Source organism: Devosia sp. T2-14 (assembly GCF_055397495.1).
Genome location: NZ_AP027921.1, coordinates 1,657,173 through 1,680,346 on the forward strand (window position 1 = coordinate 1,657,173; position 23,174 = coordinate 1,680,346).

25 protein-coding genes are annotated in these 23,174 nt (G+C 65.0%); 12 read left to right on the plus strand and 13 right to left on the minus strand.

From position 1 onward, the window contains the following. Positions 1-34 precede the first annotated feature (34 nt). The 3 genes from ACZ5WT_RS08190 to ACZ5WT_RS08200 all read right to left on the minus strand — a co-directional run bounded on the left by ACZ5WT_RS08190 (position 35) and on the right by ACZ5WT_RS08200 (position 3,416). Entirely contained in the window at positions 35-1,930 is a 1,896-nt protein-coding gene (locus ACZ5WT_RS08190; protein ID WP_464286877.1) for a bifunctional sugar phosphate isomerase/epimerase/4-hydroxyphenylpyruvate dioxygenase family protein, read from the minus strand. 747 nt (positions 1,931-2,677) lie between these two features. Continuing rightward, on the minus strand, positions 2,678-3,064 hold the full coding sequence (locus ACZ5WT_RS08195) for an amino acid-binding ACT domain-containing protein (protein WP_464286878.1): 387 nt from the start codon (positions 3,062-3,064) through the stop codon (positions 2,678-2,680). Beyond that, positions 3,057-3,416, minus strand: a complete 360-nt coding sequence (locus ACZ5WT_RS08200; RefSeq protein WP_464286879.1) for an antibiotic biosynthesis monooxygenase family protein — start codon at positions 3,414-3,416, stop codon at positions 3,057-3,059. The genes ACZ5WT_RS08195 and ACZ5WT_RS08200 overlap by 8 nt, the downstream gene beginning before the upstream one ends. 70 nt (positions 3,417-3,486) lie before the next feature. Between ACZ5WT_RS08200 and ACZ5WT_RS08205 the strand changes: the two genes are divergently transcribed. Then, positions 3,487-4,161 carry an ArsR/SmtB family transcription factor gene (locus tag ACZ5WT_RS08205; RefSeq protein WP_464286880.1) on the plus strand — a complete coding sequence of 225 codons (675 nt, stop codon included), beginning with the start codon at positions 3,487-3,489 and terminating at the stop codon, positions 4,159-4,161. A 3-nt stretch (positions 4,162-4,164) separates the two neighbouring features. Here ACZ5WT_RS08205 and ACZ5WT_RS08210 read toward each other — a convergent pair whose 3' ends face one another. Further along, entirely contained in the window at positions 4,165-4,950 is a 786-nt protein-coding gene (locus ACZ5WT_RS08210; protein ID WP_464286881.1) for a glycosyltransferase family A protein, read from the minus strand. A 177-nt stretch (positions 4,951-5,127) separates the two neighbouring features. On the opposite strand from ACZ5WT_RS08210, the gene ACZ5WT_RS08215 reads away from it, so the two are divergent. Further along, the gene (locus ACZ5WT_RS08215; RefSeq protein ID WP_464286882.1) at positions 5,128-6,117 is read left to right on the plus strand and encodes a glycosyltransferase family 2 protein; all 990 of its coding nucleotides are present in this window, start codon (positions 5,128-5,130) and stop codon (positions 6,115-6,117) included. Here ACZ5WT_RS08215 and ACZ5WT_RS08220 read toward each other — a convergent pair. Continuing rightward, entirely contained in the window at positions 6,114-6,800 is a 687-nt protein-coding gene (locus ACZ5WT_RS08220) for a TetR/AcrR family transcriptional regulator (protein WP_464286883.1), read from the minus strand. The genes ACZ5WT_RS08215 and ACZ5WT_RS08220 overlap by 4 nt on opposite strands. Positions 6,801-6,948: 148 nt before the next feature. Between ACZ5WT_RS08220 and ACZ5WT_RS08225 the strand changes: the two genes are divergently transcribed. After that, complete coding sequence (locus ACZ5WT_RS08225) at positions 6,949-7,860, plus strand: shikimate dehydrogenase (protein ID WP_464286884.1); 912 nt, start codon at positions 6,949-6,951, stop codon at positions 7,858-7,860. A 3-nt stretch (positions 7,861-7,863) separates the two neighbouring features. Here the strand turns inward: ACZ5WT_RS08225 and ACZ5WT_RS08230 are convergent, their stop codons facing one another. Further along, positions 7,864-8,535: a GntR family transcriptional regulator gene (locus ACZ5WT_RS08230; RefSeq protein ID WP_464286885.1), complete on the minus strand. Its 672-nt coding sequence runs from the start codon at positions 8,533-8,535 to the stop codon at positions 7,864-7,866. Positions 8,536-8,785: 250 nt separating this feature from the next. Between ACZ5WT_RS08230 and dctP the strand changes: the two genes are divergently transcribed. The 4 genes from dctP to ACZ5WT_RS08250 all read left to right on the plus strand — a co-directional run bounded on the left by dctP (position 8,786) and on the right by ACZ5WT_RS08250 (position 12,179). Then, positions 8,786-9,766 carry a TRAP transporter substrate-binding protein DctP gene (dctP, locus tag ACZ5WT_RS08235; RefSeq protein WP_464286886.1) on the plus strand — a complete coding sequence of 327 codons (981 nt, stop codon included), beginning with the start codon at positions 8,786-8,788 and terminating at the stop codon, positions 9,764-9,766. A 154-nt stretch (positions 9,767-9,920) separates the two neighbouring features. Beyond that, a complete protein-coding gene (locus ACZ5WT_RS08240) occupies positions 9,921-10,439 on the plus strand; it encodes a TRAP transporter small permease (protein ID WP_464286887.1) in 519 nt (172 codons plus the stop codon). Beyond that, on the plus strand, positions 10,436-11,737 hold the full coding sequence (locus ACZ5WT_RS08245; RefSeq protein WP_464286888.1) for a TRAP transporter large permease: 1,302 nt from the start codon (positions 10,436-10,438) through the stop codon (positions 11,735-11,737). The genes ACZ5WT_RS08240 and ACZ5WT_RS08245 overlap by 4 nt, the downstream gene beginning before the upstream one ends. A 4-nt stretch (positions 11,738-11,741) precedes the next feature. Next, positions 11,742-12,179: a type II 3-dehydroquinate dehydratase gene (locus tag ACZ5WT_RS08250; protein ID WP_464286889.1), complete on the plus strand. Its 438-nt coding sequence runs from the start codon at positions 11,742-11,744 to the stop codon at positions 12,177-12,179. A 108-nt stretch (positions 12,180-12,287) separates the two neighbouring features. On the opposite strand, the gene ACZ5WT_RS08255 is transcribed toward ACZ5WT_RS08250, so the two are convergent. The 6 genes from ACZ5WT_RS08255 to ACZ5WT_RS08280 form a co-directional block, all read right to left on the minus strand. Continuing rightward, on the minus strand, positions 12,288-13,739 hold the full coding sequence (locus ACZ5WT_RS08255; protein ID WP_464286890.1) for an aldehyde dehydrogenase: 1,452 nt from the start codon (positions 13,737-13,739) through the stop codon (positions 12,288-12,290). Between the two features lie 58 nt (positions 13,740-13,797). Next, on the minus strand, positions 13,798-14,511 hold the full coding sequence (locus ACZ5WT_RS08260) for an ABC transporter ATP-binding protein (protein ID WP_464286891.1): 714 nt from the start codon (positions 14,509-14,511) through the stop codon (positions 13,798-13,800). Continuing rightward, positions 14,504-15,229: an ABC transporter ATP-binding protein gene (locus ACZ5WT_RS08265; RefSeq protein WP_464286892.1), complete on the minus strand. Its 726-nt coding sequence runs from the start codon at positions 15,227-15,229 to the stop codon at positions 14,504-14,506. Before ACZ5WT_RS08265 ends, ACZ5WT_RS08260 begins: the two co-directional genes overlap by 8 nt. Then, positions 15,226-16,143: a branched-chain amino acid ABC transporter permease gene (locus tag ACZ5WT_RS08270; RefSeq protein WP_464286893.1), complete on the minus strand. Its 918-nt coding sequence runs from the start codon at positions 16,141-16,143 to the stop codon at positions 15,226-15,228. The genes ACZ5WT_RS08265 and ACZ5WT_RS08270 overlap by 4 nt, the downstream gene beginning before the upstream one ends. After that, positions 16,140-17,012, minus strand: coding sequence for a branched-chain amino acid ABC transporter permease (locus tag ACZ5WT_RS08275; RefSeq protein ID WP_464286894.1), 873 nt, complete (start codon positions 17,010-17,012; stop codon positions 16,140-16,142). The genes ACZ5WT_RS08270 and ACZ5WT_RS08275 overlap by 4 nt, the downstream gene beginning before the upstream one ends. 240 nt (positions 17,013-17,252) lie before the next feature. After that, positions 17,253-18,488 (minus strand): amino acid ABC transporter substrate-binding protein, encoded by a 1,236-nt coding sequence (locus ACZ5WT_RS08280; RefSeq protein ID WP_464286895.1) that lies wholly within the window; start codon positions 18,486-18,488, stop codon positions 17,253-17,255. 170 nt (positions 18,489-18,658) lie between these two features. Here ACZ5WT_RS08280 and ACZ5WT_RS08285 point away from each other — a divergent pair, with 170 nt between their 5' ends. Next, positions 18,659-19,546, plus strand: a complete 888-nt coding sequence (locus tag ACZ5WT_RS08285) for a helix-turn-helix domain-containing protein (RefSeq protein ID WP_464286896.1) — start codon at positions 18,659-18,661, stop codon at positions 19,544-19,546. Here the strand turns inward: ACZ5WT_RS08285 and pcaQ are convergent, their stop codons facing one another. After that, complete coding sequence (pcaQ, locus tag ACZ5WT_RS08290) at positions 19,547-20,470, minus strand: pca operon transcription factor PcaQ (protein ID WP_464286897.1); 924 nt, start codon at positions 20,468-20,470, stop codon at positions 19,547-19,549. It lies immediately after the preceding gene. Between the two features lie 155 nt (positions 20,471-20,625). Here pcaQ and pcaD point away from each other — a divergent pair, with 155 nt between their 5' ends. The 4 genes from pcaD to pcaG are packed head-to-tail and all read left to right on the plus strand — an operon-like array spanning position 20,626 to position 23,156. Further along, positions 20,626-21,420: a 3-oxoadipate enol-lactonase gene (gene pcaD / locus ACZ5WT_RS08295; RefSeq protein WP_464286898.1), complete on the plus strand. Its 795-nt coding sequence runs from the start codon at positions 20,626-20,628 to the stop codon at positions 21,418-21,420. Beyond that, positions 21,413-21,799, plus strand: coding sequence for a 4-carboxymuconolactone decarboxylase (gene pcaC / locus ACZ5WT_RS08300; RefSeq protein ID WP_464286899.1), 387 nt, complete (start codon positions 21,413-21,415; stop codon positions 21,797-21,799). The genes pcaD and pcaC overlap by 8 nt, the downstream gene beginning before the upstream one ends. Continuing rightward, entirely contained in the window at positions 21,796-22,542 is a 747-nt protein-coding gene (pcaH, locus tag ACZ5WT_RS08305; protein ID WP_464286900.1) for a protocatechuate 3,4-dioxygenase subunit beta, read from the plus strand. The genes pcaC and pcaH overlap by 4 nt, the downstream gene beginning before the upstream one ends. Then, entirely contained in the window at positions 22,542-23,156 is a 615-nt protein-coding gene (pcaG, locus tag ACZ5WT_RS08310; protein ID WP_464286901.1) for a protocatechuate 3,4-dioxygenase subunit alpha, read from the plus strand. Before pcaH ends, pcaG begins: the two co-directional genes overlap by 1 nt. Positions 23,157-23,174 lie beyond the last annotated feature (18 nt).

Genomic DNA, 23,174 nt, shown 5'->3' on the forward strand with positions numbered 1-23,174 from the left:
GCATCACCGGCAGATAGCTCGAATGATACCGGGCTCAGCTGTCCCTTGGCATGGTCACCGGCGGCATGCTGCGCTTCTGGGCGGCGATGCGGAACGGCGCATTGGCCGCGCCATAGCCGCGATATCCGCCGACGCGCTGCACGACCTCGAAGAAAAAGCCCTCTCCGACATTGCGCGAATAGAGCTGGAAGAACTCGCCTTCGGCATCACGGTCATAAAGGATATTGGCCTGCCGCAGGCGGTCCAGCAGGTCGGGGGCGATGCTGAGCCGGGCCAGCAGGTCATCATAGTAATTGGGCGAAATCTGCAGCGTTTCCATGCCGTTACCGGCCAGCGCGGCGGCCGTGGCGAAGATGTCGTCGCTGCCGAAGGCCAGGTGCTGGATGCTGGAGCCGAAGGTCTCGGCGATGAAGCGCCCGGCCAGCGTCCGGTGGCTTTCGGCACCATTGAGCGTCAGGCGCAGCGAGCCGGCGGCATTCTCGATCACCTGGCTGCGCACCAATCCTGAGGGGTCAACCACATCCACCATCGGGCTTTTGTCGACCGCAAAGATCGAGCGGTAGAACAGGATCCAGGTCAGCATTTCCTCATAGTTCATCGTCTGGGCGACGTGATCGACGCGCCGCAAACCAGCGTCCTGCGCGGGCCTCGGATCGTCCACGCCCTCGAACTCGATATCCCAGACGCGGCCCAATTCTGATGTCTCATCAAGGAAATAGATCACTCCGCCGCCGACGCCGCGAATGGCGGGAATGCTGAGCTGGTCGGCTCCGACCCGCTGGCTGAACAATTGCGCGCCCAGCGCCCGGGCGCGCTGCACGGTGGCTTCGGCATTATCCACCTTGAGCCCCAGCGCATAGGCTGAGGTGCCGTGCGTGAGATAGGCGGAATGCGCGTGGCCCTCGCGCTCGGTGTTGATGACGATGTTGATGTCGCCCTGGCTGAAGCGCTCGACGGCCTTGCTGCGATGGCGGCCAGTGAGGCGGAAGCCGAGCTGGCGCAGGTGGGTGGCGAGGGTCTGCGCCTCGGCCTCGTCGGCGGCAAATTCGACGAAGGCGACCCCATCCACCTTTACCCGCGGCGGCAGGGCGGGGACGTCGATGGCGATGCTGGGTTCGCTGTTGCGCACCTGGTCCATCAGGTAAACCAGCGAGCGGTGGCCATCCGCCGCGATGGTGCGGGGCGAGCCGGCACGGAACTGATCGTTGAACACTTCCAATGAGATAGGGCCATTGTAGCCGGTCGCCGCCACAGCCCGCATGAAGTCGGTGATGGCCAGGTCACCCTCGCCGGGCATGGAGCGGAAATGGCGGCTCCAATAGAGCAGGTCCATGTCGATCAGCGGGGCGTCGGCCAGCTGGACGATGAAGATCTTGTCGCCCGGAATGGCCCGGATCGAGTTGGGATCGAGCCCGCGCGACAGGGTGTGGAAGCTGTCGAGGATGATGCCGATATTGGCGTGGTCGGCGCGGCGGACGATCTCCCAGGCGTCGCGGTGATCGTTGACATGGCGGCCCCAGGCCAGCGCTTCATAGCCCACACGCAAACCCCGGCGCGCGGCTCTTTCGCCCAGCTCGCGCAAGTCGGCGGCAGCCCGGTCGACGCCCCCCAGTGCCAGCGGCGAGACGCTGGAGCAGACCAGCATCAAGTCGGTGCCGAGCTCGCCCATCAGGTCGAATTTTCTCTCGGCCCGCTCGAAGGTTAGCGTCCGCTGCGGCTCGGGCAATCCCTCGAAATCGCGGAATGGCTGGAACAGCGTGATGGTCAATCCGAGGTCGGCCACCATGGCGGCAACCTCGCGCGGCGCCCGGTCATAAGCCAGAAAATCGTTCTCGAAAATCTCGACGCCATCAAACCCGGCGGCGGCGATGGCCTCGAGTTTCTCCCGCAGGTCGCCGCTGATGGATACGGTTGCTATCGAGGTCTTCACGCCTGCTCTCCCCATTTTGCGGCAATGTATGAACTAGTTAGTACATTTGCAAGCGGGTGCAGCTGGACGCCAGAAAGGCGGCAAAAATCCTGCAGAACACGGGAGTTTTCTTGCAGCATTCTGACAGTTTTCTTGCAGATTTCTTGCAAAAGGCCGGTGTTCAGACGGACCGCGCGAGAGGCATCGGCCGGAGGCGTGTCTGAAGGGGGCGGGGGATGGGGTGGAGGCGCTCGGGAGGGAGGATGGAGCGATGAGGAGATGGGTCGGTCGCGAGGAGGGGCGTCGGTCCGATGATGGGACGGTCGGTTCATTCGCGCCGGAGGCATGTCTGTGGGATCGAGCGCTCGGGGGATGTCGAGGCGAGTGTGAAAGGGGAGGTTGGGCCTCCAACGCGGTGTCACCTCGGGCTAGACCCGAGGGGACTTCACTTGGCCGAGCTGCGAAAGTGTAACGCCCTCGGGTCAAGCCCGAGGGTGACGGTTCGGTGGGTTGTCGGGTCGGAGGCATCGGTCCGAGGCGGTCGGTCGGGATGACGAGACGGTCGGGATCCAAACTCGCGCCAGAGGCATGTCTCGGGATCGAGCGCTCGGGGGACGTCGAGGCGAGTGTGAAAGGGGAGGTTGGCCCCCCAATGCAGTGTCAGGGGTCTTCACTTGGCTGAGCTTGGGAAAGTGCAGTGCCCTCGGGTCAAGCCCGAGGGTGACGGTTCGGTGGTTGCCCGGGCGCGGGCCGCAAAGACCCCGCCAATCAATCCTCCGCCCAGCCCATCGTGGCCTGCATGGCGGCTTCGGGGTTGTTGCAGATCAGGATCAGGCGGTTGTGGTGGTCGGAATATTGGGTGGTGATGTTCACCCCGGCATCGGCGAGGGCGCGGGTGAGGGCGCCGAGTTGGCCGGGGGTGCCCTGCTTGAGCTTGCGGATCAGCGGGCGGTGTATGGCGATGACGGTGATCCCGGCCGCCTCGGCGGCCCGACGGGCGGCTTCGCCGTCGCGGAACAGGAAATGGGCGATGGCGCGCGAGCCAGTCTGGAACACCCCGCCGCCCTCGAAGGGAATACCCGCCCGGCCCATGGCTTCGCCGAGTTCGGCCAGCGCGCCGGGCCGGTTGGCGAGGTCAAATTCAAGGTCAAACATGGCTGGTCTCTTCGTGATGGATGCGGCTGTCGGTCGGGGCCTGCTCGCGGCTGGTCTTGCCGTAGTCGCGCAGGACACCGGCAATGCGCAGGCGATAATCGGCAAAGACGTGATGGCGGCCGGCGGCCTGGGCGCGGCGGTGTTCGGGCAGGTTGCGCCACTGCGCGACGGCGGCCTCATCGCGCCAGAAGGAGAGCGACAGCACCTTGCCCGGCGTGCTCAGGCTCGCGAAACGCTCGATGGAAATGAAGCCGTCGATCTCGGCCAGCAATGGCCGCACGCCGCCGGCTATGTCGAGATATTCGGCCTGCGTCTCCGGCGTGGTATCCGCCTCGAAAATCACCGCGATCATGTCTGAGCCTTTCCTGTTGGCCATCGAATAGCCTATTGGCCGGACACGATGGTTCGGTTAGCATCGAACCATGACCGAAGGCCCCGACATTGCCCGCATCGCCGCGCTGGTTGCCGATCCGGCGCGCAGCGCCATGTTGCTCGCCTTGCTCGATGGGCGGGCACTGACCGCGACGGAACTGGCGGGGCATGCCGGGATCACCAAGCAGACCGCCAGCAGCCATCTGTCCAAGCTGGTCGATGGCGATGCGCTGGCCGTGGAGGCGCAGGGGCGCCATCGTTATTTCCGGCTGGCGGGGCCGCATGTGGCGGCCTTGCTCGAAGCGCTGATGGTGTTTTCGAGCGACACGGTGGCGCTGCCGCGCACCGGCCCAAGGGAGCCGGCGCTGCGCAAGGCCCGCATCTGCTACGACCATCTGGCGGGCGAGATGGGCGTGATGCTGTATGACCGGGCGCAGGCGGATGGCTGGCTGGGGGCGGATCTCGGCATGACCGACCGCTTCTGGGCCAAGCTGGGCGAGATCGGCGTGCAGCAGGACGACTTGCCCGCCAGCAACCGGCCGCTATGCCGGGCCTGCCTCGATTGGAGCCAGCGGCGGCACCATCTGGCCGGACGCGCCGGCAAGGCGATCCTCGATCGGCTACTGGCGTTGAACTGGGCGCGGCGCATGCCGGAGTCGCGAGTGATCAGCTTTTCGCCCGATGGCGAGCGGCGGTTCGGGGACTGGCTGCGCCAGAACGCCTGACGATCAGTTGAAATTGGGCGGCAGCGTGCGGGTCAGCCGGTAATAGACCAGCGTGCCGAGCAGGCGGGCATTGGCGACGCGGTCGGCGAAGGTCGCGGTGGGACGCAGCATGCGGTAGCAGACCCGGGCCAGATAGGGCGCGCGCAGCATGTCGGGCTTGGCATAGATGGCCACGGCCACCTGTTCGCGCAGGTGCTTGTCGCGCCGGTCGGTCAGGGGATTGCGATATTGCATGCCGCCGCCGGTGATCCGCGCAATGGCCAGCCCCTGGCTTTCGATCAGCCAGCGTGACCATTCCTGGTCTTCGGCCGAAAATACTTCGGGCCGGAACGGACGCCGGGCGAGCAGGGCGGTGCGGAACACGGCGCAGGTGTTGAAGACGCCGTTGAAGCCGGTGAAATTGCTGGCGTCGATGGCGCTGTAGGTCAGCGAACCGGATGGCGAGGGCATGAAATAGGCGGCGCCTAACCCAGGATTGGCGGCCAGCAGCGCCAGGGCATAGGCCATGGCGTCCGGATTGCCCAATACGGTGTGGGAGCTGATGATCAGCGTGTAGCCGGTGTCCAGATGCGCCACGCCCTGGTTCAAAGCGCTCGAATAGTTGAAGCGCTCCCCGGCGTAGCGGACCACGACGCTGTCGGCGGGGAGCAGGCTCAGCGTGGCGTCGGTCGAGCCGGAATCGACGATGACAAAGCGCTGAGGGGGGCTCGTCTGATCGGCCAGGGCATCCACGGTTGCGGCAATGGATTGCGCGGAATTGAAGGTGCGGATGAGTGCGGAATATTCCATGCCGATGCTGGACGGTCCAAGTTGGGGTGTGCCGCAAGTTGGATGAGCCTATCAGCGCGCCGGCGCGGCTGACAACCGAACGGGAAGGACGATGGTATCACCCGGATGATCGACCGCCGGGGTATTTTCTAGCCACTTGCAGAGGTCCATCATCGCCGCGGTGAGTGAGGTATCGGCATGTCGCGAGTAGACGTCATCGTGCCCTGTTATGGTTATGGGCACTTTCTGGAAGAATGCGTCGAGAGTGTCCTTACCCAGGAGGGCGTCGAGGTGCGGGTGCTGATCCTCGACGATGCCTCGCCGGACAATACGCCCGAGATCGGGGCGCGGCTGGCGGCGAGCGATGCCCGCGTGCATTACCGGCGCCATACGGTCAATTGCCGGCACATCGCCACCTTCAACGAGGGGCTCGACTGGGCCTCGGGCGATTACCTGCTGCTGCTGTCGGCGGATGACCTGCTGTGGCCGGGGGCGCTGGGGCGTGCAGCCGCGATGATGGACGCCCAACCCGACATCAACATGGTCTTCGGCAATGCCCTCAACCGCTACACCGAGGGCCCCGATGACATGGTCTGGCCGCTGGGCGACGGCTATGGCGCGGACGATACGCGGGTTTTCGACGGCGAGGCCTTCATTCGCCAGAGCGGGCCCTGCAATATCGTGCCGACGCCAACGGCGGTGGTGCGCACCAGCGCGCAGAAACGCGTCGGCGGCTACCGGACCGACCTGCCCCATGCCGGGGACATGGAAATGTGGCTGCGTTTTGCCGCGATCGGCGATATCGGTTTTATCGGGGCGGTGCAGGGGGTCTATCGGCGGCATGGTGCCAATATGTCGGAGGCCTATACCGGGGATCGGGTGCTGGCCGATCTCAAGCAGCGGGCGCTGGCCTTTGACATCTTCCGGCGCGAGCAGCCCGCCTTTCTCGCCACCCATCCCGACCTGTCCGACTATCTCAGCGCAGCCCTGGCGCGCGAGGCGATCCGCTGCGCCAGCATGGCGCTGAGTTGGCAGCGGGATGCCGATGTGCGCGCGATCAAGGACTTTGCCCGCGAGGTCGATCCGCAGATATGGCTGTCCTGGCCCTGGCTCAAGGCCACCGGCAAGCAGCTGCTTGGCTATCGCCTGCTGAGCGCCCTGTGGCCGGTCGATCCGGCGCGCGGCTAGAGGTCGGTCAGTTTGTCGGCGCGGACCACGAAGCGCTGCACCATTTCGACGGTCTGCCGGCGCAGGGAATCCTGGGATGCGGGGCTGCCCACATCCTTGCCGAAGATCTTGGAGAAGGTGGCGCGGTTCGAGACGTTGAAGAAGCACAGTGCCGAAATCTGCCAGTGGATCTCCAGCGGATCGAGCCCCGGCCGGAACAGGCCGTCGGCCAGCCCCTTGGCATAAATGGTCTCGATATTGCCGATGGCGGTGACGTTGAGGTCGCCGATCACGTCGGAGCGTTCGAGGAATTCGGCGTGGTGGATGTTCTCGATCATCACCATGCGGATGAATTCTTCATGCTGGTGGTGGTGATCGAAGGTGAATTCCACCAGGCGCCGCAGCGCATCGAGCGGGGACAGGCCATCGATATCGAGCTTGGCCTCGCCCTCGCGGACCTGCCGGTAGGCGTTTTCGAGGGCGCTGACATAGAGGCCCTCTTTGCTGCCGAAATAATAGTAGATCATCCGCTTGGACGAGCGCGTCTTGGCGGCGATCTCGTCGATGCGCGCGCCGGACAGGCCATTGAGCGCAAATTCCTGCGCCGCAACCTCGATGATGTTCTGGCGGGTGCCCTCGGGGTCCTGCGCGCGTGAGGTCCCCTCGCGTGACCTGGATTTGGCCGGTGAGACCGGATTGTTCATTTAGTCGCAAGCCTTCCCTGGCGGCAATTGACTAAACTAACCAGTTCGTACATTTTGCCGCAAATCGCCTTGAAGCATTTATCGGGTGCCAGAGGCAAAAGACAAGGTCACTGCGCTTTGGGCGGGTGAACCTGGGGAGACCCGTGCCGTGCAGATCGCCAGTGCAGCTTCAGGCCAGACCATTCTCAATGCCGTGTTGCTGGGGCAGCGGCCGGGGCCGGGCGCCATCACCATTGGCCTGGTCGGCCGCGGGATCGGCGCATCGCTGACCCCGCTGATGCATGAGCGCGAAGGCGCCCGGCTGGGGCTCGACTATACCTATCACCTGATCGATTTCGACCGGCTGGGGCTCGACGATGCCGACCTGCCCGCCGTGCTGGCCGAGGCGCGGGCGCTGGGTTTTGCCGGGCTCAACGTGACCTATCCGTTCAAGCAGGTGGTGCTGCCCCTGCTCGATGACCTGTCGCCCGAAGCGGTGGCGATCGGGGCGGTCAATACCGTGGTGCTGGGCGGGGCGCGCACCATCGGCCACAATACCGACTGCTGGGGGTTCGCCGAGAGCTTCCGGCAGGGACTGGCTTCCGTGCCACGGGGACGGGTATTGCAGCTGGGCTCGGGCGGCGCGGGGGCGGCCGTCTCACAGGCCCTGCTGCAATGCGCCACGGAGCGGCTCGATATCTTCGACACCCAACCGGGCAAGGCCGAAGCGCTGGCCGCGCGCCTGCGCCGCCTGCTCGGCGCCCGGGTTGAGGCGGTCGAAGATGTCGCTGCTGTCGTCGGGCTGGCCGATGGCGTGGTCAACACCACGCCCATGGGCATGGCCAAGCATCCCGGCACGCCGATCGCCGCGACCCTGCTCGAGGCGCGGCACTGGGTGGCGGACGTGGTGTATTTCCCGCTCGAGACCGAACTCATCCACCTGGCGCGAGACCGCGGCTGCAAAGTGCTGCCGGGCGGTGGCATGGCCGTCTACCAGGCTGTGCGGGCGTTCGAACTGTTCTCCGGGGTGAAACCGGATGCTGGGGCGATGACGGGGACGTTTCTGGCGGCGGTGGGATAGCCCCTAAATCCGGCCTGACGCCAGGACGTGTTCGACGCCGCTGGAGATGTGGCTGGTGAGTTTTTGGACGACGGCGTCGACATTGCGGGCCATGGCGAGGTTGAACAGGGCCTTGTGGTCATCGGAGACGGCGGCGCCGCGGAAGCTCTGGGCCAGCATGTGGTAGCGGATGAAGCGGTCGAAGACCGAGGCGTGCAGGGCCAGAAGGGTCTGTGAACCACAGGCCGAAATCAGTGCATTGTGGAAGGCGAAGTCGTAGCGCACCCATTGGGCGGTGCGGTCGATCTCGCCGTTGAGCAGCTGGCTCTCGATGACCGCCAGCTTGTGATGCGCGGCGACGACGCGCCCCTCCCAGTCCAGATCCCCCGCCGCGACGGACAGGCGAATGGCATGGCTTTCGAGCAGCAGGCGCAGGTCGGCGATCTCGCGCAGATTGTCGGGCGTGGCGGGGGCGACCTCGAAGCCGCGCTGCCCTTCGGCAACAACGAGATTCTCGCTGGCGAGGCGGCTGAGCAATTCGCGCAGCGTGCTGACGCTGGCGCCATATTGTTCCCTGAGCGCCTCCAGCCGGAGCTTCCTGCCCGGCGGCAGCACGCCCGATACGATGTCGTCGCGAATGCGCCGCAAGGCCAGGTCGCTGACGCCTTCCACCACTGCCTGCTGATCTTGTGCCAAATGAGCCTCCCCGCCGCCCGATCCTAGCGCCGCGCGACCGTGGCTGTCAAAGGTATCCGTTTTCATCATATAAAATCAGAAATACGTGACAAAGAAGATTGGTTCAGTCATTCTCGCCTTGCTTGGAATGGGGCGTTGACATGAACGAACTGTTTCGTACATTGTGTCGCAAGGGCGGTAGAAGACGGTGTGCAGCCGTGTCGCCTGGTAAGGGTGCCTGTGATCGCAGGCGACAAATGGGAGGATAACAATGCGTTTTGGATTTACGCGCCGCGCTGTGCTGCTTGGCGGCCTGATGCTGGCCGCTGCCGTGCCGGCGCTGGCACAGGACAAGCCCGTGCTGCGTTTCTCGGCCGTGTTCTCGGAGCAGGACATTCGCGCCGAGATGATGGACATGTTCGCCGGCCAGGTCGGTGACCAGTTCACCCTTGAGCCCTATTACGGCGGCAACCTGTTCAAGCAGGGCACCGAACTCGTCGCGCTGCAGCGCGGGAACCTGGAAATGGGCAATATCGCCCCCCAGGATATCTCCAACCAGATCCCGGCCTGGTCGGTGCTGACCTCGGCCTATCTGTTCCGCGATGCGGCACACCTGCGCACCTTCTTCGACAGCGATGTCGGCGCTGAATTCAAGCAGATGGCCTCCGACCAGCTCGGCGTGCACATTCTCGGGCCGACCTATTTCGGCGCCCGCCAGGTGGGCCTGCGCATAGACAAGGACATCAAGACCCCGGCCGACATGGCTGGCATCAAGCTGCGCATGCCCGGCGGCGACGCCTGGCAGTTCCTCGGCAGCTCGATCGGCGCCAACCCGACGCCAATGGCCTATGCCGAAGTCTATACGGGCCTGCAGACCGGCGCGATCGACGGCCAGGACAATCCGCTGCCCAACGTCGAGAACATGAAGTTCTACGAAGTGATGAAGCAGATCGTGCTGACCTCGCATCTGGTGGGCTTCGACCTGCTGGTGATCTCGAACGACAGCTGGAACGCCATGTCGCCGGAACAGCAGGCGCAGGTGCAGACCGCGGCAAACGCCGCCATCGACTTCAGCCAGAAGGCCCACCTGGACCGCGAAGCCGCGCTGGTGAGCCAGTTCGAGGGCGTCGGTCTCAAGATCTACACGCCTGACCTCGACGCGTTCCGCAAGCACGCACAGCAGATGTATCTGGATTCCGACCTGGCCAAGGACTGGCCGGCTGGCGTCGTGGACCGCATCAACGCGCTGTAATTGAGACGGGCGGCTTGCCATGAGGCGAGCCGCCCGATTTCGTTTCTCCTGCCGGCCGGGACCGGGTGTCCCGCGGCATGTCAGGCAAGGGTGGCACCCTTCCGCAATCCCATTCCAACATCGCGCGGACTTCGGTGCGCGCGCGGAGTTCGCGATGCCTAATCGTTTCGCCCCTATCGGCGCATGGCTGTATGCGCGTGCCGAGAACGTGCTCGCCGCCATGCTGGCGATCATGTTTGCGGTGTTCATCCTGCAGATCGTGTTTCGCTATGTCATCAACCTGCCCATCGGCTGGACGCATGAAATCAGCGTCATGATGTGGCTCTGGATGGTGCTGTTCGGCACCGCCTTCGTGGTGCGAGACCACGAAGAAATCCGCTTCGACATCTTCTATGCGGCCGTGGGCAACCGCACGCGGCGGGTGATGGTGTTCATCTCGGCGGTGACGCTGGTGGCGCTGTTCACCGTCTCGCTGCCGGCCGTCATCGACTACGTGATGTTCATGAAGGTCGAGAAGACGGCCTATCTCAAGATCCGCTTCGATTATCTCTATTCGATCTATGCCATCTTCGCCGTGGCGATGATTGTCCGCCAGCTCTGGCTTGCCTATCAGGCGGTCTGGGGCAAGGACAGCGAAGGCTTTGATCCAACCAAGGCAGGGTCAGGCGTATGACCATTTCAACCCAATTCACGGCCGCGCTGGTGCTGATCACCGCGCTGGCTTTCCTCGGCCTGCCGATGGGCGTTTCCATGCTCTGCGGCTCCATTCTCTACCTGCTGTTCACCGGCCAGGACATGGGGATCGTCGCCGAGCAGTTCCTCAACGGCATGTATTCCAACTACATCATGCTGGCCGTGCCGCTGTTCATCCTCGCCGCCGAGATCATGAATTCGGGCACCCTGTCAGAACGCCTGCTCAAGTGGTGTGACGCGGTGGTGGGCCGCTTCCGGGGCGGGCTGGCGCAGGTCAACGTGCTGCAATCGATCGTCTTTGCCGGCATGTCCGGCTCGGCCGTGGCTGACGCTGCCGGCTCGGGCAAGATGATGCAGCACATGATGACCAAGGACAACAAATACACCCCTAGCTATGCGGCCGCGCTGACGGCGGTGACGGCGGTGATCGGCCCGATCATTCCGCCCTCAATTCCCATGGTGCTCTATGCCCTGGTGGCCGACACTTCCATTGGCTACCTGTTCCTGGCCGGTGTCATTCCGGGCCTGTTCATGGCGGGCGTCATGATGGTGCAGATCGCCGTCACTGCGCGGATCAAGAACTTCCCGGTGGAACCGCCGGTGCCATTCCGCAAGCTGCCCAAGATGACCTGGGAAGCCTTGCCGGTGCTGATGATGCCGGTGGTGCTGATGTATGGCATCTATGGCGGCATCACCACGCCCACCGAGGCGGCGGCTGTCGCGGCCTTCTATGCGCTGGTCGTGTCCATCGTGGTCTATCGCAGCGTCAATGGCCGCGAATTCTACCAGTCGCTGCTGACTTCGGCCAAGACCACGGCCACCATCGGCATGCTGATCGCCGGCGCGCTGGTGTTCAACTATGTGGTGACTGTTGAGAATATCCCGCGCACCATCAGCGCCATCCTGATCGGCTGGAACCTCGACCCCATCACCTTCCTGATCGTGGTCAACCTGCTGCTGCTGATCCTGGGCTGCGTGCTGGAAGGCACGACGATCCTGCTGGTCATCGTGCCGGTGCTGATCCCCACGGCGCAGGCTCTGGGCATCGACATGGTGCATTTCGGGCTGGTCGTCATCGTCAACATCATGCTCGGCCTGATCACTCCGCCCTATGGCATGCTGCTGTTCATCATGACCAAGATATCGGGCTCGCCGATGCGCCATTTGGTGGCCGACGTGATGCCGTTCCTGCTCGGCCTGCTGGTGGCGCTGATGGTGTTCACCTTCGTGCCCGACCTGGTGCTTTGGCTGCCGCGCCAGTTCGGTTACGGGGGCTGATGCGATGAAGCCGATCTACGTTCTCAACGGGCCCAACCTTAATCGGCTGGGCAAGCGGGAGCCCTCCATCTACGGCACGACCACGCTGGCCGAGGTCGAGCAGATCTGCCGGGACGCGGCAGGGGATACCCCGCTGCAGTTCCGCCAGACCAATAGCGAAGAAGCCCTGATCAACTGGGTGCATGAGGCGATCGACGAAGGGGCCGGGATTGTGATCAATCCCGCCGCCTTCACCTTCACCTCGATCGCGCTGCTCGACGCGCTCAAGATGTTTGAGGGGCCGGTGATCGAGTTCCACATCTCCAACGTGCACAAGCGCGAGGCGATCTATCACCGCTCCTATGTGTCGATGCGCGCCGATGTGGTGATGGCGGGGCTGGGCGCACGTGGCTATGGCACCGCGGTGCGGGCGCTGCTGGAGCTGGTGGCGCAGCGGGGCTGACCCCGACTGCAAACAGGAATGCTTGAAGCCCCCGCCTTTCGAGGCGGGGGCTTTTTTGTCCGTGATTTTGAACTCCGCCCCTGCGGCGAGGGACAGAGTTCTATCGGCTTAGAACGGGTAGTGGATGGCGCCGTCCTGCACGGTGATCCAGCGCAGTTCGGTGAATTCGGCGATGCCCGCCTTGCCGCCGAAGCGGCCATAGCCGGAGGCCTTGACCCCGCCAAACGGCATTTGGGCCTCATCGTGCACGGTGGGGCCGTTGACGTGGCAGATGCCCGATTCAATGCGGGCGGCCACGCCCATGGCGCGCTGCACGTCGCGGCCGAACACGGCGGCCGACAGGCCATATTCGGTATCGTTGGCGACGCGCACGGCCTCGTCGATGCTGCCGACGCGGATCACCGCCACCACCGGCCCGAAGGACTCGTCGCGATAGATCTTCATGCCCGGGGTGACGCCATCGAGCACGGTGGCCTGCATGATGGTGCCGTCGATCCCGCCACCGGCGGCGACGCGGGCGCCCTTGGCCACGGCATCCTTGATCAGCGCATCGATGCGCTGGGCGGCGCCGAGATCGACCAGGCACCCGAGCGGGGTATTGCCTTCGCGCGGATCGCCCGCCTTGAGCGAGGTGGCCTTGGCGCTGAGCGCGGCGACGAATTCGTCGGCAATGGCGTCGTCGACCACGATGCGCTCGGTCGACATGCAGATCTGGCCCTGGTTCATATAGGCGCCAAAGGCCGCGGCATTGACCGCCTGCTCGATATCGGCGTCGTCGAGCACGACGAAGGGGGCCTTGCCGCCCAGTTCGAGCAGCGCGGGCTTGAGGTTGCGCGCTGCGGTTTCGGCGATAATGCGGCCAACGCGGGTCGAGCCGGTGAAGTTGACGCGGCGGATGCCCTTGTGCCCGATCAGCGCTTCGACCAGCGCCGAGGCGTCGGCGGGCGCGTTGGAGACGACATTGAGCACGCCGGGCGGCAGGCCCGCCTCGAACAGCGCCTGGGCGATGAGGCTATGGGTGCGCGGGCAGATCTCGCTCGACTTGAACACCACGGTATTGCCGCAGGCGAGCGGGGTGGCGAGCGAGCGGACGCCCAGGATGACCGGGGCATTCCACGGCGCGATCGAGAGGATGACGCCGGCGGCCTGTCGCACCGCATAGGCGGTGGAGCCCGGGCGGTTGGAGGGGATGATCTCGCCAGTGATCTGGGTGGTCAGGCCCGCCGCCTCGCGCAGCATTTCGGCTGCGAGGGTGACGTTGAAACCGGCCCAGCCTGCCGTCGCGCCGGTCTCGGCGGCCATGGTGGCGATGAAATCGGCCATGTGGCTTTCGAGCTTGTCGGCGGCGGCCAGCAGGATCTTGCGGCGCGCCGAGGGGGCGGTTTTGCTCCAAGCGGGGAAGGCGGCAGTGGCGGCATCGGCGGCGCGCAGCGCGTCATCCACGGTGGCGGCGGCGGCGCGGGTCGCCAGTTCCCCGGTGACGGGATTGTTGCGCTCGAACGTGCCGCCGCCCGTCGCTTCGGCTTCCTGATTGTTGATGAACAGGCCGAGGTCGGTCATTGCAAGTCTCCGTTGGTAATCATTCGCACGGCGTGAAGGGGTGTCGTTCGGGGGGCGCTCATGCGACGCCTCCCAGGAAAGCCTGCTGCACGGCGGCATCGCCGCGCAGGGCGTCGGCGGTGCCCGAGCCGGTGATGCGACCGGCTTCCATCAGGTAGCCGCGATGGGCAATGCCCAGGCTCGCCTTGACGTTCTGCTCCACCACCAAAAGGGCAATGCCGGTCTCGCGGATGCGGGCCAGCGCGGCGAACAGCTCGGTGGTGACAATGGGCGCCAGGCCCAAGCTCGGTTCATCGAGCATCAACAACTTGGGACAGCTCATCAGCGCGCGGCCGATGGCCAGCATCTGCTGCTCGCCGCCCGACATGGTGCGGGCAATCTGGCGCTGCCGTTCGGCCAGGCGCGGGAAGAGGTCGAGCACCAGGGCGCGTTGCCGCGCCTCATGCGGGCGGGCGTGGCGCGTATAGGCGCCCAGCTCGAGATTTTCGGCGACGGTAAGGTCGCCAAAGATGCCGCGGCCCTCGGGAACGAGCGCGACGCCCTGTTCGAGAAAGGCATGGGCCGGGCGGCCGATCAGTTCGGTGCCGCCGAGGGTGACGCTGGCGCCGGGGGCGGGGCGGACCAGACCGGCAATGGCCTTGAGCAGGCTGGACTTGCCCGCGCCATTGGCACCGAGCACGACGACGGTCTCGCCATCGGCAACGGTGACGGAGACGCCATCGAGCGCCAGATGCTTGCCGTAATGCAGCGAAATCGGACCGGCGCTAAGCATGGTCGTCTCCCAGATAGGCGCGGATGACTTCGGGATGGGCCAGCACCTCGGCGGTGGGGCCATCGGCGATCTTGCTGCCGGTATTCATCACGATGCAGCGGGTGCACAGCGCCCGCACCGCATCCATGACGTGTTCCACTAAGAGGATGGTGATGCCGCGCTGGCGCAGTGAGGTGATGAGATCAATGCCGGCGCGCAGCTCGGTTGGGTTGAGCCCGGCCAGCCATTCGTCGAGCAGCAGCAGCTTTGGATCGGTTGCGAGGGCGCGGGCCAGTTCCATGCGCTTGAGGTCGATATAGGTGAGACTATCGGCGGGCTGATCGGCGCGCCCGCCCAGGCCCACCTCGGCCAGCAGCACCTCGATGCGGTCGCGCGCGGCCTGGCCCCAGAGCGGCTCCCGGCGGAAGGCGAGGGCGGCCAGCACGTTTTCACCGACCGTCAGGGAGGGCAGTGCGCGCACCAGCTGGAAGGTGCGGGCCACGCCATAATGGGCGATGCGATCCGAACTCAGGGTCGAGATGGTGTGGCCGGAGAGGGTAATGGCGCCATCCGACACGGGCAGGAAACCCGAGATCATGTTGAGCGCGGTGGTCTTGCCCGAGCCATTGGGGCCGAGCAGGCCGACGGTTTCGCCCTCGGTGAGATCAAAGCTCAGGCCATTTACGGCGGTGAGGCCGCCGAAGCGCTTGGTGACATTGGTGAGGCTGAGAAGGCTCATTGGGCGGCCTCCTTTCGCGTAAGGCGGGCCCATAGGCTGTCCCCCGCCGCGAGCACGCCATTGGGCAGCACGAAGACGATGGCGATGAATAGGAGGCCCAGGATGATCGAATAGTGGTTCGGAAAGTTGGCGGAAAGCCACTCGAACAGCAGGAAGAGCGGAATGGCGCCCAGCAGCGGTCCGAACAGGCGATTGGGGCCACCGAGCAGCGCCATGATGACGACGAGGAAGCTGGTGGTCGGGTTGAAGACGATCGAGGGCTCGATATAGGTCCAGCGCGGCGCCTGGATGGCGCCGGCCAGCGTCATGATGACGGCGCTGATTGAGAACAGGGTCAGCTTGGTGCGGGCGATGCGGATGCCCAGATGGCTCGCCACGACCGGATCGTCACCGATGACGCGCAGGGCCAGGCCAATCTTGGCCTGCCGCACCCACCAGGCAATGGCCAGCGTGATGGCCAGCAGGCCCAGCAGCTGCCAGTAGATATGCTCGGGCCCGATGGGCAGGAACACATAGCGCCCCAAAGTGCGGGTGATGTTGACCTCGTAATAGGTCACCAGCTGGCGCACCAGTTCGGTCAGCCCGAAGGTGAAGACAACGAAATAGACACCGGCTAGCCGCAGGGTAGCGAGGCCGACGATCAGGGCCACGAGGAGGCCCACGACCGCTGACGCGAGCAGCACCAGCGGATAGGGCATGACATCGGCGAGCACGGCAACGGTATAGGCGCCGAGGCCGAAGAAGGCGACGGTGGCGAGGGAAATGTAGCGGGTGGGACCCGAGAACATGGCCCAGGCCGTGGCGAGCACGCCATAGCCGAGAATGCCGATCATCAGGCCGAGCGGATAGGGCCCGGCAAAGGCCGGCACGAAGGCCAGGGCGGCGACGGCAACAAGGGCAAGAACCAGTTTCATCGTGCTGCCTTCCCGAAGAGGCCCTGCGGACGCACGACAAGCACGGCCAGGAACATGAGATAGGTGGCGGCGAGGGTCAGGCCAGGATCAATGAAGCTGGCGACCAGCGTTTCGACCAGCCCCAGGATCAGCCCGGCGGCCAGCGCGCCCATCAGATTGCCGACCCCGCCCATGATGACCACGATCAGCGCCTTCATGGTGAAGATGACGCCCATCGTGGCTGAGAAGGTGAGATACATCGAAACCACCACGCCCCCGGCGGCGGCCAGTGCCCCGCCCAACGCAAAGGCAAAGCGGGCAACGGCATCGACATTGATGCCGACCAGCGGCGCCGAAGCGGGATTGGCCGCGACGGCGCGAATGACGGTGCCAAAGCGGGTGCGCGTCAGCACCAGCCAGAGCCCCAGGCCAAAGACGATGGCCAGCACGAAAGCTAGCAAGCGGTTGGCGGCAATGGTGGTGCCTAGGATATCGACTGGGATGGCGAGGAAATTGTAGCTCATGAAACCCGAGCCGAAGATCACCAGCGCCACGCCCTGAATGACGAAGAGTAGCCCGAAGGTGGCGAGGATCGAGTCGCCTTCAAGGCGGCCGCGATCCCGGGAGCGGCGGGCGAGGGGCTGCAGCATGACGGCATAGATCACCCAGCTCAGCGCAAAGCCGGCGGGAATGACGATCAGCATGCCCAGCAGCGGATTGATGCCGAGGGCGGTGAACAGCACGAAGGCGCCGAAGCTGGCGGCGATGATCACGTCGCCATAGGCCAGGTTCATGATGCGGGCGACCCCATATTGCAGGGTCAGCCCCATGGCCACGAGGGCATAAGTGCCCCCGAGGACGAGGCCGGTGAGGATGGCGCTTAAGAGCATGGGGGCTCCGGGTGGTTGGGGCTCGATGAGCCGCAGTCTATGCGGTGGTGAGGGAAGGTACCCCCTCCCGGCCTCCCCCTGGTAGGGGGAGGGATGGCATCGCGTTTGGGGCGTGATGTTGCCCAGGCACTGGTACTGCTCCTCCCCCTTCAGGGGGAGGTTGGGTGGGGGTGCTGCTTGCGGCAAGGCCCCCACCCTTAATCCCTCCCCACAAGGGGGAGGGAGACAGATCAGGGGTGTCTAGGCGGCAGGGACCCAGGCGGGCTTCGGCACAACCGGGTCGCGGGCGCCGTCGCGTTCGGTGTGGGCGAGGCCGACGAACTTGCCGTCCTGCCACTGGCCGACGGTCCAGAGGGCGCGCAGCTGATTGTCGACCAGCTTGACCTTGCCGATGATGGTGTCGAATTCACCGGTCGAGAGTTCCGCCGTCACGGCCTCGCGGTCGAGATCGCCGACGCGCTCGATGGCCTGATGCAGCATTTCGAGGCTCGCATAGGTGATGGCGCTGGCCCAGCTGTCGGGGGCCTGGCCGTTGAGCGCGGTGTGGCGCTCGAAATAGGCGGCGAGCGCCTCGCTGTCGGGGTCGATGCCGCCGACGCCCATGACGCCGTCATGGTTGGGACCGGCAACCTTGGGATAGATCGGGAAGGCGGTGCCGACGCCGAGATAGAACACTTTCGGGCTGAAATTGGCGACCACCGACTGCTGGGTGATGGCGAAGGTATCGGGCGGATAGGAGAAGGCGACGAAGGTGTCGACGCCGAGGCTCGCAACTTCATTGATGATCGGCGCGAAGTCGGAGGTCCCCAGCGGATAGGTCTTGTCATAGACCAGCTCAAACCCGGCTTCGGTGAAGGCGGGCGTCGCGGCCTTGGACAGGTCGATGCCAAAGCCATCGGCGACAGAGGCAATGGCGACCTTGTTGTTGATGGCGCCGGCATCGCGCTGCTTGACCAAGAGCTTGACCAGCGCATTGGCATAATCGTGTCCGCCGCCCAGCATCCAGAAGCTGTGCTTCCAGCGCTTGACCAGATCGGGCGCCATGTCGGTAACGGCGGTGCCGGCGAGCTGGGGATAGCCGAAGCGGTCGAAGGTCGGGCCGGAGGCCAGGTTTGCGCCCGTGCCCCAGGTGGGCAGGATGAAATCGACATTGTCCTGCGTGGCGAGGCGCTCGATGGCACGCACAGTTTCCTCGGCGGCGGAGCGGTCGTCATATTCGGTGACTTCGAGCGGCAGGGTGACGCCCAGCTTGCTCAGCTTGATGCCGCCGGCCTTGTTCACGTCATCGACCCACAGCAGGTAGTTCGGCGTGGTCGAGATGCCCGCGCCGGCCGCATTGGCGCCGGTCTTGGAAATGGCATAGCCGATGCGGATGGCCGTGCGGTCCTGCGCGAAAACCGGCAATCCGGCCAGGGCCGTGGCCAGAGCGCTGACGCCCATGCCCTGCAAGACGGTTCTACGGCTGATACTGGTCATAGCTTCCTCCTCCATGCCCGTTATGGGCGTTCACAATGCAGCACGGCCCAGCTCTTTGGCTGTTTGGCCGTCGTTACCCCAGACGGTAGAGCGGGACGCCGGGCAATAAAATGGACATTGCAGAGAGATAATTGTACTTTACGCGGGAATTTGTGTGATTGTGAGCCGATATGCTGAGCCCGCTGACCCGCGCCAGCCTGGTACAGGCCGTTGAAGTCGAAGATGTCGCCGGGGCTCTGTCGGTCTCGGAATGGGACTTTTCACCCGAGCGCGGGCGGCGCGGCGCGCATGGTTTCGTGCTGGCCTCGGGAAGCGGGGTGGTGCGGCTGGGCGGCGGGGCCACCAGCTTCGAGGCGCCCTGCGTGATCTGGCTGCCCAGCGGGGTGGCGGCCAGCGTGCGGCTCGAAGCGGGCGCGCGCGGCGTGATGATGACCGTGTCCGACGCGGCCCTGGGGCGGGTGGTGCCGGCCAGCGTCATTGCCGGGCCGCTGCGGCAGGCCATCGACCGGCCGCTGCTGGGCGCGCGCCTTGATGCGGCGACAGCGCGGGCGGCGATCCACGATCTGGAGGCGTTGCGGCGCGAGGTGCGCGACGAATTGCCGGGCATGCGCGAGGCGATCACCAGCCGGCTGAGCCTCGTGCTCATCGCCTTCTGGCGGCTGGGCGAAGTGGGCGAGGCACAGCCGCAGGCCTCGCCGCGCGTGCTGGTGCAGGGTTTCATGCAGCTGGTGGAGCTCAATGCGCGCACGCAATGGCGCGTCGAGGATTACGCCAAGGCGATGGGCATTTCGACCGACCGGCTGACCACGGCCATCCGCCGGGCGACCGGGCAGTCGCCGCTCGAACTGGTGCATCACCGCCTGCTGGAGGATGCGGAAAACCTACTGGAGCGCTCGGCGCTGCAGGTGCGTGAAATCGCCGATGCGCTGGGCTTTCGCGATGCGGCCTATTTCAACCGCTTCTTTTCGCGCATGACCGGGGTGTCGCCGGGGCGCTATCGCCAGCAGATCCAGAAATTCCGCGCCGGGCGCGATGGCTCCTTCGCCGCCTGGCCGTAATCAGCGCAGCCGCGCCGCCACGTCGCGCACTGCCTGCATGAAGCCCTGGGCAACGAGCGTTTGAGTGGCATCGGCCCGCATGGTCAGGCCCACCGGTCCGGTAGTTTCGCTGGTATCGACGGGCAGGGCCACCAATTGGCCATCGGCAATGTCCTCGGCCACCACGCCCTCGGAAATGGCCCAGATCGCCTCGGTCTGGCGCACATAGGATCGGCCAAAGGCATTGGACACGGTCTCGATTTCGTCGCGCAGATGGGTGACGCCGCTGGCCAGCAGCATGCGCACCACCAGTGGGCGGATCACGGAGTCGGGGGTGGGCATCAGCATCTGGTAGTCGTCGAGCATGCCCAGGTTGAAGTCGCGCACCGAGAGCAGGGGATGGCCCGCCCGCACCACCAGCACCACGCGCTCGGAATAGAGATGCTCGAAGGACAGCCCCACCATGGCTTCGGGCTCGGCCATGCGCCCGATCACCAGATCGACATCGCCGGTGCGGAGCAGTGACAACAGGTAGCCATTGGGGCCGGTGATGATGCGGCTGCGCCCATAGGGATGCTCGGCGGCGAACAGGCCCACGGCCGCCGGCAGGATGCGCGCCGACACGGTGGGCAGCGCGCCGACCTTGACCATGGACTGTTCCGTTCCGGTGCTGGCCGCGTCGATGCCCTGGCGCAGCGCAGCAAGGCTGGTGCCGACATAGCGGTAAAACACGTCGCCGAACGGGGTCAGCATCAGCTTGCGGCGGCTGCGGTCGAACAGCGGCGCCTCAAGCAGCTCCTCGAGCTCCTGGATGGTCTTGGAAATGGCCGGCTGGCTGATGTTGAGGGCGGTCGCGGCATTGACCATGCTCTTGAGCCGGGCCACTTCGGCAAAGCAGCTGAGATGGCGCATCTTGATGCGCGGATCGATCCTGCTGGACACCATGTTCACATGCCTCCGGTTATGCGTTGGCCATATTGAAACAAGTTTTTGGGGCTCGTTCGCTGGAAGCATAACCCTAGGATTATAATTTTGGCAAAACATATGATTTTACAAGGCCCTGCCCCCGGCCTTAGATCGGTGCCAGAAAAGGGAGCGTCATGGCCTTTGCCCGCATCAACCAGATCGTGCTGCATTACCGCCTGCATGGCCGCGAGGGCCTGCCGGTGCTGGTGCTGGCCAATTCGCTGGGCACCGATGCCCGCATCTGGGATGAGGTGATCGCGCTTATGGCGGGGGACTATCGCATCCTCGCCTATGACAAGCGCGGGCATGGCCTGAGCGATTGCCCCAGTGGTGACTATTCGATCGACGATCACGTTGATGACCTCGCGGGCCTGCTCGATCATCTCGGTGTCGACCGGCTGGCGCTGGTCGGTGTCTCGGTCGGCGGGCTGATCGCGCAGGGTTTCGCCATCCGCCATCCCGAACGGCTGGGAGCGCTGGTGCTGTGTGACACTGCGCCCAAGATTGGCGAGGCCGCCATGTGGAATGCCCGCATGGATGCGGTGCGCACGGGTGGGCTGGCGGCCATTGTGGATGGCGTGATGCCGCGCTGGTTCTCCGAAAGCTATCGCCGCGAGCAGTCCGACGATCTCAAGGGCTGGACCAATATGTTCCTGCGCATGCCGGTGGATGGGTATCTCGGCACCTGCGCCGCACTGCGCGATGCCGACCTGCGGGACGCGGTGGCGGCGATTGCCGTGCCCACCCTGGTCGTTGCCGGCGAGCATGACCTGTCGACCCCGGTCGAACTGGTGCGCGATGCGGCCAACCGAATTCCCGGTGCTCGGTTCGAGGTGATTGCCGGGGCCGGGCACATTCCATCCATTGAACAACCCGAAATACTGAGCGGGCTGATGACACATTTTCTGAAGGAGGCCGGTCATGACTGAAATGTCCCGGTTCGAGCTGGGCATGCAGACACGGCGCTCCGTGCTGGGCGACCGTCACGTCGATGCGGCGACGGCGCGACAGACGGAGTTGGACGCCGACTTCCAGACCTTTATCACCGAAGGCGCCTGGGGCTCGGTGTGGTCGCGCCCGGGGATTTCCAAGCGCGAGCGCTCGATGCTGACCATCGCGCTGCTGGCAGCGCTCGGCCATGACGAGGAGGTCGCCATGCATGTGCGCTCCACCGTCAATACCGGCTGCTCGCCGCAGGACATTACCGAGGCCCTGATGCATGTCGCCGTCTATGCTGGCGTGCCGGCGGCCAATCGGGCATTCAAGATTGCCAAAGAAGAACTGGCCAAGCTGGAGGCAAACCAATGAGCGGGATCATTCTGCCGGGGGCTGACGGTGTGCTCTATCAGCGCGACCGCGCCTGGCATCCGCCGGCCGATACGCCAGGCTACAAGAGCACGACGCTGCGCGCCCCCAAGCACGCCTTGCTGTCGCTGAGCCCGACCGCCTCGGAAATGACCGGCCCGACCTTCGGTCATTCCAGCCTTAATCCGCTCGATAACGACCTGATCCGCAATTACAGCCAGGACGGCACCGAGGCCATCGGCCAGCGGCTGATCGTCTATGGTCAGGTGCTCGACGAGAATGCGCGGCCGGTGCCCAATACGCTTGTCGAATTCTGGCAGGCCAATGCTGGTGGTCGCTATCGCCACAAGCGCGAGGCATATCTCGCCCCGCTCGACCCCAATTTCGGCGGCTGCGGCCGCGCCGTGACCGATGAAAACGGATTCTACTCGTTCCGCACCATCAAGCCGGGCGCCTATCCCTGGCCCAATCGCGGCAATGACTGGCGCCCCGCCCATATCCACTTCTCGGTTTTCGGCCACGCCTTCGCGCAGCGCCTCATCACCCAGATGTATTTCGAGGGCGACCCGATGATCTGGCAGTGCCCGATCGTGGGTTCCATTGCCGACAAGGCGGCCATCGATCAGCTGGTGGCGCGGCTCGACCGCCACAACACCACGCCGATGGATGCGCTGGCCTATCGCTTCGACATTGTGCTGCGCGGCCGCCGTTCGACCATGTTCGAGAACAAGCTGGAGGGGAACTGATGTTGCACCCGGTCCCGACCCTCAAGGAATCCCCGTCGCAGACGGCAGGCCCCTATGTTCACATCGGGCTGACGCCCAATTTCGCGGATATCAAGGGCGTCTATGATGTCGATCCCGGCAAGGAAATGCTGACGCCCGACACCAAGGGCGAGCGGATTACCGTTTCCGGGCGCATCGTCGATGGCTCGGGCGCGCCGGTCACCGATGCCGTGGTGGAAGCCTGGCAGGCCGATGCCGATGGCGCCTATGCCGCGCCGATGGCGCCGAGCTCCAATTCGACGCCGGCCTTCAGCGGCTGGGGCCGCCAGCCGACCAATGGCGAGGGCGTGTTTACGTTCGAAACCGTCAAGCCCGGCCCGGTTGCCGGACCTGATGGCAAGCCCATGGCGCCCCATATCAATCTCTGGATCGTGGCGCGCGGCATCAATATCGGCTTGCAGACCCGGCTCTATTTCGCCGACGAAGCCGAGGCCAATGCCAGCGACTATGTGCTGAACAAGATCGCCGACCCGCGCCGCCGCGAAACGCTGATCGCGCGGAAAGAAGCGGGCGCGAAATACGTGCTGGATGTGTATCTGCAGGGGCCGAACGAGACGGTGTTTTTTGATATTTAGGGGCGGCGGTTCAGTAGC

Bases quoted from the DNA above. Each gene is read 5' to 3' on its own strand.
- ACZ5WT_RS08250 (WP_464286889.1), top strand. From the start codon at position 11,742: ATGAAGCCGATCTACGTTCTCAACGGGCCCAACCTTAATCGGCTGGGC.
- ACZ5WT_RS08255 (WP_464286890.1), bottom strand. From the start codon at position 13,739: ATGACCGACCTCGGCCTGTTCATCAACAATCAGGAAGCCGAAGCGACG.
- pcaC (WP_464286899.1), top strand. From the start codon at position 21,413: ATGACTGAAATGTCCCGGTTCGAGCTGGGCATGCAGACACGGCGCTCC.
- ACZ5WT_RS08275 (WP_464286894.1), bottom strand. From the start codon at position 17,012: ATGCTCTTAAGCGCCATCCTCACCGGCCTCGTCCTCGGGGGCACTTAT.
- ACZ5WT_RS08240 (WP_464286887.1), top strand. From the start codon at position 9,921: ATGCCTAATCGTTTCGCCCCTATCGGCGCATGGCTGTATGCGCGTGCC.
- pcaG (WP_464286901.1), top strand. From the start codon at position 22,542: ATGTTGCACCCGGTCCCGACCCTCAAGGAATCCCCGTCGCAGACGGCA.
- ACZ5WT_RS08195 (WP_464286878.1), bottom strand. From the start codon at position 3,064: ATGTTTGACCTTGAATTTGACCTCGCCAACCGGCCCGGCGCGCTGGCC.
- ACZ5WT_RS08270 (WP_464286893.1), bottom strand. From the start codon at position 16,143: ATGAAACTGGTTCTTGCCCTTGTTGCCGTCGCCGCCCTGGCCTTCGTG.
- ACZ5WT_RS08220 (WP_464286883.1), bottom strand. From the start codon at position 6,800: ATGAACAATCCGGTCTCACCGGCCAAATCCAGGTCACGCGAGGGGACC.
- pcaD (WP_464286898.1), top strand. From the start codon at position 20,626: ATGGCCTTTGCCCGCATCAACCAGATCGTGCTGCATTACCGCCTGCAT.
- ACZ5WT_RS08205 (WP_464286880.1), top strand. From the start codon at position 3,487: ATGACCGAAGGCCCCGACATTGCCCGCATCGCCGCGCTGGTTGCCGAT.
- ACZ5WT_RS08200 (WP_464286879.1), bottom strand. From the start codon at position 3,416: ATGATCGCGGTGATTTTCGAGGCGGATACCACGCCGGAGACGCAGGCC.
- pcaH (WP_464286900.1), top strand. From the start codon at position 21,796: ATGAGCGGGATCATTCTGCCGGGGGCTGACGGTGTGCTCTATCAGCGC.
- ACZ5WT_RS08280 (WP_464286895.1), bottom strand. From the start codon at position 18,488: ATGACCAGTATCAGCCGTAGAACCGTCTTGCAGGGCATGGGCGTCAGC.
- ACZ5WT_RS08285 (WP_464286896.1), top strand. From the start codon at position 18,659: ATGCTGAGCCCGCTGACCCGCGCCAGCCTGGTACAGGCCGTTGAAGTC.
- ACZ5WT_RS08265 (WP_464286892.1), bottom strand. From the start codon at position 15,229: ATGAGCCTTCTCAGCCTCACCAATGTCACCAAGCGCTTCGGCGGCCTC.
- ACZ5WT_RS08245 (WP_464286888.1), top strand. From the start codon at position 10,436: ATGACCATTTCAACCCAATTCACGGCCGCGCTGGTGCTGATCACCGCG.
- dctP (WP_464286886.1), top strand. From the start codon at position 8,786: ATGCGTTTTGGATTTACGCGCCGCGCTGTGCTGCTTGGCGGCCTGATG.
- pcaQ (WP_464286897.1), bottom strand. From the start codon at position 20,470: ATGGTGTCCAGCAGGATCGATCCGCGCATCAAGATGCGCCATCTCAGC.
- ACZ5WT_RS08210 (WP_464286881.1), bottom strand. From the start codon at position 4,950: ATGGAATATTCCGCACTCATCCGCACCTTCAATTCCGCGCAATCCATT.
- ACZ5WT_RS08215 (WP_464286882.1), top strand. From the start codon at position 5,128: ATGTCGCGAGTAGACGTCATCGTGCCCTGTTATGGTTATGGGCACTTT.
- ACZ5WT_RS08260 (WP_464286891.1), bottom strand. From the start codon at position 14,511: ATGCTTAGCGCCGGTCCGATTTCGCTGCATTACGGCAAGCATCTGGCG.